The sequence below is a fragment of the Streptomyces sp. NPDC002144 genome, assembly GCF_053593695.1.
Genome location: NZ_JBSFDB010000137.1, coordinates 1 through 3,663 on the forward strand (window position 1 = coordinate 1; position 3,663 = coordinate 3,663).

A 3,663-nucleotide genomic window follows, 5' to 3' on the forward strand; every position below is an offset into this window, starting at 1 on the left:
GTGCGTCCTTCCAGTCCTCCCATCCCAAGAACGAAAGCAAAACACGGTAAAGGGCGGAAATAAAAATTTTTTCGCTTATTCCCTTGCCTTCCAATCCTCCTTCACTGCCGTTGCAGATGAACAGGGGGCAAAGAACAAAAGCTTTCAAACCCTCAACCCTAAAAATCTGGGAGGAAGATGTATATGAAAATACAGAGCATTACTTATGAATTGGTGAACGGGACGTATGAAGGGAAAGCCTATGATATAGATAGATATTTCATAGTAGGTAGAAGACCTATGTCTACTCATGAGCTCACCGTTTATGTGAATCATTTAGATAAATCCATATCAGGTGATTGTATCCGTTACGGCTCATGGGGAGATATAGAGATTGATGAAGTATTGGAAATGTTAAGAGTAGTAGAAGAAGCCGGAGAGTTAAAAAGACCTTATGACGGTTACAAGGGAGAATAATATGGGGAATTTTTGGGAATGGTGTCCAAATTGTACAGAAGAAGCAGAGTTACCTTTAACCTTCGATAAACATGAATGCCCAAACTGTAAATACTATTTATTACCATGTTCACTATGTTCGGAAGATAATTGCTCAACTTGCCCATTTACAAGATGAGCATATGTGAACTAATAGAATAATTTATTACAAGGAGTATCGAAAGTGAAGAAATATCAAACTTACCTTAATGACCTTATCACTAAAAGTACTAACGCAGAATATTTCGCATGGTTTGTGAAAATGGATTTAGAAATAAATCCTATTGAAGTACAAGTGAAATATAATTTTACCAGCTTAGAAAGAGAACAATTGGAATCTACTCCTTCACAAGAGCTAAAGAAATACTTCAATGAGAATAAAATGAAGGAGAATGACTGGATATATGCGAACAACTAAACTGGATAAACAATATTATTCTCATTTCTGCAAGATTTGCAGAACTTACTTGAATGAGCTAAAGGGATATAAATGTACAGAGTGTTATTCAGATGATATCGAAGTAGTTTACTATACACTACAGGACGAAACTAACAAAATGGTTTGGACTTATATACCTGCTAGTGAACTAATTGATTTAGCTAGTTATATCTACCATAATGACCCTAATTTTAATTTTCATGAATTACCACTGTCTAAAGCTATAGAAGCTTTAGAAACAAATGAATACGATGTAACTTTACAGGAATGGATATATACAATGACGGAACAAGAATTAGAAATGGAAGGTTGTAAGTGCGGAAACAGAGGACTTTATCAGCTTGATATTAATGAGTTTGAATGTGGTGAATGTAAAAAAGTTTATAGAATAGTTAATTAGATTTTTTATAGACAATGGAAAAGACAAGGAGCACTTGTCTTTTTATTTTTTAAAAGCATAAAGGCGTGGAAGAAACGAAAACCGGCTAAAAGGCAGCCGGTTTTGTTTCTTTTTATTAACTTCCCGCCTCCCACCCCTAAAACCGGAAATTTGGGGATAGTGGGGCCCTCTGTTCATCCTCACTATAGCTCAGTCGTCATTCCAGGCAAGGGAGCGAAAAATTTTTTATTTCTGATTAAATCCCCTCATGTCATGGTATGACCTGGTGCGTCTCTCCAAGGTGTGATAAAAAAGCATATCACACCTTTCCGATCCTCCCATCCCAACCATGTCAAGGTTTTGTTCGTTCTATGACCTGGTGCGTCCTTCCAGTCCTCCCATCCCAAGAACGAAAGCAAAACACGGTAAAGGGCGGAAATAAAAATTTTTTCGCTTATTCCCTTGCCTTCCAATTCTCCTTCGCTGCCGTTACAGATGAACAGAGGGCAACAAATAAGACCTAAATCTCAAAATACAAAACCCAAAATCAAAACCCTCTGAAACCCAAAAACAAGGAGAGAAAAAACATGTCCAATCACACAGAAATAGAAAAAATTTATGAGGTAGTTAGAATCAAACAAATTACAATTGAGAATGACCGAGGACTAAACCTATATTCTATTAAGAGTCCACAAGATGGAGCAAAAATCGCAACTATGTTTATTGGTGATGAAGATAGAGAAGTGCTATTCGTAATCTGTTTGAATCAGAAAAATAGAGTAAATGCGGTACATCGTTGTCATATAGGTTCTTTAGACGCAAGCATAATCCATCCAAGAGAAGTCATGAAAACAGCCATACTGAATAATTCAGCTAGTATTATCATTGCACACAATCATCCGTCAGGTATGGTTGAGCCTTCAAGAGAAGATATAGAAGTCACTAAAAGAATGGTACAAGCAGGAGATATTTTAGGTATCCCGTTATTAGACCACTTAATTGTTAATGATGAGGGCAAGTATTATAGCTTAAAAGAACATGGTTATATCTAAAAAAGAGCATGAGGGGAATGATTAGCATTCTCCTTATCCTTTTAAAAAGTGTGTTGCCCTAAAAAGGAAGAAAAGGGATACCCCTTTTCTTTTATGGAAAATCGAAATATTTCCAGCGAATCCTCGCTTCCAATATTTCGATAAAAACCAAATCAATGTGTTGACAATGTCAACACATTGATATATCCTTAAATTAAGAACTTGTTGACAATGTCAACTTGAATTAAGGAGTATCATTTATGACAGTAAATAAAAAGGCGACTGAACTTATTTTGAATTACTTTCCCATGTTATCTGACATGATGAATGATGACGACCAAACTACGACTAAAAAAGACTTGAGTGAAACAGAATCCGTATTTCACCAAATGGCATTGTTTTTCCAAAATCCTAAGGAGAATACTTTTGATATTGGCTTGGTTTATAGTCATTTACAAGGTGATTGGGTGAGCTTTGCTTTTGAATGTCTTGAAACATTCTTTAAGGATGATACCTTTTTATTACCCAAAGACTATTCAATGACTATTAATGACCAAGACCCATTACTTAATCAGTCAAGTTTTGCTAAGAGATTAAATGAATCAGGTTTGAAATTTGATAGAAAAAAGCTCAGCGTGTATTACGAACGTGGTAAATTACCTAAGAATGATGCTTTGATTGAGGGGAAACCCTACTGGCTTACTTCTACAGTGAGAGAGTATATTAGCAAGAAGGAATAACCTAACTATTGTGGACATGTTTATATATATATTTTTTTGAAGGGTGTTTTTGACCCTTCTTTTTTTTATAAAAAAAGGTGTACCAGATTATATGGTACACCTGCGCTTATGTTTAGTTGAGGAGGTTTCACAAGCGAGTTGAATAGAGACGATTATTTGCCCTTAATACAGGTTATTAAATCTTGTCCAAATGGAAACGGCTAATAACTAGTATTCTTTAAAAACCTAAAAGCTTTTCAAGACTTAAACCCCTATTTGGGCGGCAGCACTGACTCCTGGTAAGCAGCTGTTCCCCTATCGGTCCACAGCGGCCAACCAGGAGTAGGTGTCGCTACGGCACTAAAAAGCTCGCTAACCACGGACTGTACGGCTGCCGCCTACATTCCGTAGGTTCCAGATCTTTTTGCCTTCCAGGCCGTACCGCACGAGCCGAAGACCGTTAAAAACCCAAAACCTTAAAACCAAAGGATAGCAGGCTGCCGCCTGCTTTTTTTATTTATTTTCTCCCTTTTGCCTTCCGTATGGTATTGATTCGCACGGCCACTAAGGCTGCAGCAGGCAGGACACCCGAACCTTTCCTGCTGCAGCCAAAGTGGCCGA

At 37.2% G+C, this 3,663-nt stretch carries 5 protein-coding genes; all 5 read left to right on the forward strand.

Annotated features, from left to right (window positions below; translation table 11 throughout):
- The first annotated feature begins 183 nt into the window (after positions 1–183).
- The 5 genes from ACWCQ1_RS51725 to ACWCQ1_RS51745 all read left to right on the forward strand — a co-directional run bounded on the left by ACWCQ1_RS51725 (position 184) and on the right by ACWCQ1_RS51745 (position 3,063).
- The gene (locus tag ACWCQ1_RS51725; RefSeq protein ID WP_251647324.1) at positions 184–456 is read left to right on the forward strand and encodes a hypothetical protein; all 273 of its coding nucleotides are present in this window, start codon (positions 184–186) and stop codon (positions 454–456) included.
- 202 nt (positions 457–658) lie between these two features.
- On the forward strand, positions 659–892 hold the full coding sequence (locus ACWCQ1_RS51730; protein WP_251647322.1) for a hypothetical protein: 234 nt from the start codon (positions 659–661) through the stop codon (positions 890–892).
- The gene (locus tag ACWCQ1_RS51735) at positions 867–1,313 is read left to right on the forward strand and encodes a hypothetical protein (protein WP_451030089.1); all 447 of its coding nucleotides are present in this window, start codon (positions 867–869) and stop codon (positions 1,311–1,313) included. Before ACWCQ1_RS51730 ends, ACWCQ1_RS51735 begins: the two co-directional genes overlap by 26 nt.
- Before the next feature lie 566 nt (positions 1,314–1,879).
- Positions 1,880–2,344 carry a JAB domain-containing protein gene (locus ACWCQ1_RS51740; RefSeq protein WP_285854826.1) on the forward strand — a complete coding sequence of 155 codons (465 nt, stop codon included), beginning with the start codon at positions 1,880–1,882 and terminating at the stop codon, positions 2,342–2,344.
- A 239-nt stretch (positions 2,345–2,583) separates the two neighbouring features.
- Positions 2,584–3,063, forward strand: coding sequence for a hypothetical protein (locus ACWCQ1_RS51745; RefSeq protein ID WP_251647319.1), 480 nt, complete (start codon positions 2,584–2,586; stop codon positions 3,061–3,063).
- Positions 3,064–3,663 lie beyond the last annotated feature (600 nt).

Coding starts and splice junctions, on each gene's coding strand:
- ACWCQ1_RS51725 (WP_251647324.1), top strand. CDS start 184: ATGAAAATACAGAGCATTACTTATGAATTGGTGAACGGGACGTATGAA.
- ACWCQ1_RS51735 (WP_451030089.1), top strand. CDS start 867: ATGACTGGATATATGCGAACAACTAAACTGGATAAACAATATTATTCT.
- ACWCQ1_RS51740 (WP_285854826.1), top strand. CDS start 1,880: ATGTCCAATCACACAGAAATAGAAAAAATTTATGAGGTAGTTAGAATC.
- ACWCQ1_RS51745 (WP_251647319.1), top strand. CDS start 2,584: ATGACAGTAAATAAAAAGGCGACTGAACTTATTTTGAATTACTTTCCC.